The 3,428-nt window shown below is 66.6% G+C and carries 3 protein-coding genes and 1 pseudogene; all 4 read left to right on the top strand.

Going from position 1 to position 3,428, the window contains the following annotated elements:
• The coding region (locus tag RMP06_RS18155; protein ID WP_310463201.1) for a porin at nt 1–572 on the top strand (572 nt) is incomplete at its 5' end.
• A gap of 134 nt (nt 573–706) precedes the next feature.
• The gene (locus RMP06_RS18150; RefSeq protein WP_310463200.1) at nt 707–1,594 is read left to right on the top strand and encodes a 2-hydroxy-3-oxopropionate reductase; all 888 of its coding nucleotides are present in this window, start codon (nt 707–709) and stop codon (nt 1,592–1,594) included.
• A gap of 32 nt (nt 1,595–1,626) precedes the next feature.
• A complete protein-coding gene (locus RMP06_RS18145; RefSeq protein WP_409050199.1) occupies nt 1,627–2,874 on the top strand; it encodes a glycerate kinase type-2 family protein in 1,248 nt (415 codons plus the stop codon).
• A gap of 158 nt (nt 2,875–3,032) precedes the next feature.
• Nucleotides 3,033–3,428 (top strand): annotated as a pseudogene (locus tag RMP06_RS21485) (hypothetical protein); the annotation flags it as partial.

The following is a 3,428-nucleotide window of genomic DNA, read 5'->3' as shown; positions in this document are numbered from 1 at the left end:
TGGTGGTTCGCTCCGAGCGCATGTCCGGTGTGCAGGCGTCCTGGGGTTTCAGCCTCGCAGAGAACAACGCTGCCATACAGACCGGCGTCAGTGGCGTTGGCTATCAGAACAGCGGCTACGTGGACTACGTCAGCGGGCCCTTGTATGCCGGCATCGGCGTTGATCACACCACGTCGAATCCGTCGGGCGCAAACGCGTCAGAAGGGCAGCGCTTGGCAATCGCGACCGCTTGGTACGACTTCGGTGTGGTGAAGCCCATCCTGTCGATCACGCGCGCAAAGCTCGGTGTCGCGACCGGCGTGCTCGACTCCAATGTCGCGTCCTTGGGGATGACAGCACCGCTGTTTGGAGGTGAACTCAAGGCGCTTGTCGCACAGGTGAATCAATCTGGCCCCAATGCGCAGGACCTGACCAAGTTCGGCGTGGGCTACCACTACTTTCTGAAGCGCGTCCGGACCGGTACGGAGTCCTACAGCACCAAGCTCTATGTCGACGCGGCCACCAGCAAGGCGAGCAACCCGACGAAGACCAGAGCCAAGGCTGTCGACGTCGGCGTGATGGTCGCCTTCTAAGGCTGGCCAGGCGTGCAGCTCCCGTGGTCATGCCGTGGGGCTGCGCTGTTTGGTGTGCATGGCTGACGCGCACAGGCCTTTGCGGGAGCGCGCAACTTGCAGTCGTCTTGAACAACATCCCAGTGAGTATTGCAATGAACCTCGGATTCATCGGCCTTGGCATCATGGGGACGCCAATGGCCCTTCACCTCGTCGAAGCGGGTCACACGCTGTGGGTCAACACCGTTGGCAAAGTGCCCCAGGCAGTGGCAGACAAAGCCACGGTCTGCGCCAGCGGCCTTGAAGTGGCGCAGAACACCGACGTCATCTTCATCATGGTGCCCGACACACCTGACGTCGAGACTGTGCTGTTTGGCGAACAGGGCGTCGCGGCGGGGCTGGCCGGCAGTCGCAAGAAGGTCGTGGTCGACATGAGCTCGATCTCGCCCATGGCGACCAAGGTGTTTGCCAAGCGCATCAACGATGCAGGGGCGGAGTACCTGGATGCCCCCGTCTCGGGTGGCGAGGTCGGGGCCAAGGCTGCGTCGCTCACCATCATGTGCGGCGGCAGCCAGTCGACCTTCGACGAGGTCAGGCCGCTGCTTGAACTCATGGGCAAGAACATCACCCTGGTGGGCGGCAACGGCGACGGCCAGACAACCAAGGTTGCCAACCAGATCATCGTCGCGCTCAACATTGCGGCGGTCGGCGAGGCACTGCTGTTCGCCAGCAAGGCGGGGGCCGACCCGGCCAAGGTCAGGCAGGCGCTGATGGGCGGATTCGCATCCAGCCGTATCCTGGAAGTGCATGGCGAGCGGATGGTCAAGCGCACGTTTGAGCCGGGATTCCGCATCCGGCTGCACCAGAAGGACCTGAACCTGGCGCTGCAAGGCGCCCGAGAACTGGGCGTGGCGCTTCCCCAGACCGCCGGCGCCGCGCAGCTGATGCAGGCGTGTGCGGCCAACGGCATGGCTGATCTGGACCACTCGGCACTCGTGCGGGCGCTGGAGCTCATGGCAGATCATCCGGTAGCCACAGCGTGAATCCAGCGGACCTGCGGCCGCTGCTGCGCGCGATGTTCGACGCCGCGGTGGCGGCGGCACAGCCTGCGCGATGCCTGCCCCCGCACCTGCCGCCGCCACCCCAGGGCCGCACCATTGTCATCGGCGCTGGCAAGGCCTCTGCGGCGATGGCGCGCGTCTTCGAGGATCACTGGCCCAGCCCGCTCGAAGGCCTCGTGGTCACGCGCCACGGCTACGGCGTGGCGTGCCGGCGCATCGAGATCGTGGAAGCCAGTCACCCGGTGCCCGACGCGCAGGGGCTGGACGCGGCAGGCCGCATCCGCGAATTGGTGGCGGGCCTGACGCCGGACGATCTTGTGGTCGCGCTCATTTCCGGCGGCGGGTCATCCCTGCTGGTGGCCCCAGCGACCGGGCTCACGTTGGCAGACAAGCAGGCCGTCAACACGGCCTTGCTCAGCAGCGGTGCGAGCATCTCCGAGATGAATTGCGTGCGCCGTCACCTCTCAGCGCTGAAGGGTGGGCGGCTAGCCGCAGCCTGCCACCCTGCAAAGGTTGTCACCCTGCTGATGTCGGATGTGCCGGGCGACGCACCGGTAGACATCGCTTCCGGCCCCACGGTGGCCGACCCCAGCACCTGTGCCGACGCGCTGGCGGTCGTCGAGCGCTATGGCATCGCACTGCCGGCGGCCGCACGCGAGCTCCTGGTCAGCGGCGCCGGCGAAACCGCGAAGCCCGGGGACCCACAACTTTACCGGCACGAGGTGCGGATGGTCACCGCGCCGCAGATTGCACTGGAGGCCGCTGCGAGGGTGGCGCGCGAGGCTGGCCTGCCGGCCCACATCCTGGGCGACAGCCTGGAAGGCGAGGCGCGAGACGTGGGCAAGACCCTGGCCGCAATTGCGCGCCAGGTCGCGCTGCGCGGCCAGCCATTCGCCCCGCCATGCGTGCTACTGTCGGGCGGCGAGACGACGGTGACGGTGCGCGGCCGCGGCCGCGGCGGGCGCAACGTCGAGTTCCTGCTATCGCTGGCGGTTGCGCTCGACGGTCTGCCGGGAGTGCAGGCCATCGCCTGCGACACCGATGGCGTCGATGGGGCCGAGGAGACCGCCGGTGCCATCGTCACGCCCGACACGTTGGCGCGCGCACGGGCGCTGGGCCTAAAACCACGCGAGAGCCTCGACCACAACGATGGGCACTGTTTCTTCGAGGCGCTGGGCGACTCGGTCGTGACCGGTCCAACAATGACCAACGTGAACGACTTCCGCGCCATCTTGATCGACGGGCGCGCCACCGTCAGTTGAAAGCGGACCTACCCTGCACCGCGAAGAGCGTCCCTGCCGTGATTTCTGCAAGCGCCGACCGCGCTACCACGCCGAGGCTCTCTTGAGGGCCGGTGCGCACCTGTTCCGATTGACCTTCAACCACGGCACACATGTAGACTGCCGGTAGCGTCTGGCCATTGACCCGATCGATCGAGGCCGATCTTGGCAGGCCCATTGGCGTGCTCATCGACCTGCAGCGATCGAAACTGCAGGCCGGAACCTCCGCCGACGGCTCCTTCAACCTGGCGGCGGGTGCCGCGTTCACGCTTGATCTGGATCGGGAGCGACCCGGCGACACGACCCGCGCTACTGCCGCACCCACGCTCGCAAAGGCCTTCGCTGCACTCAAACCAGTCGCAGTCTCGAGGGGCCGAGGACAGGTGAGCGTCAAGGTCAAGGCGCGAATGCGCAGCCACAGCGGCGACAACTGCCGTGCGACGAAGCATCAGCTCCAGGGCACGGTGCATCAGCCTTCGTTCACGGTCAACATCCTGGCGGAACACCAGAACGCGCTGTCGGCGCGGTTCGCGCGG

The sequence above is a fragment of the Sphaerotilus sp. genome (assembly GCF_031429695.1).
Classification (GTDB): Bacteria; Pseudomonadota; Gammaproteobacteria; order Burkholderiales; family Burkholderiaceae_C; genus Sphaerotilus.
This window is presented reverse-complemented; position numbering and strand designations above follow the sequence as displayed.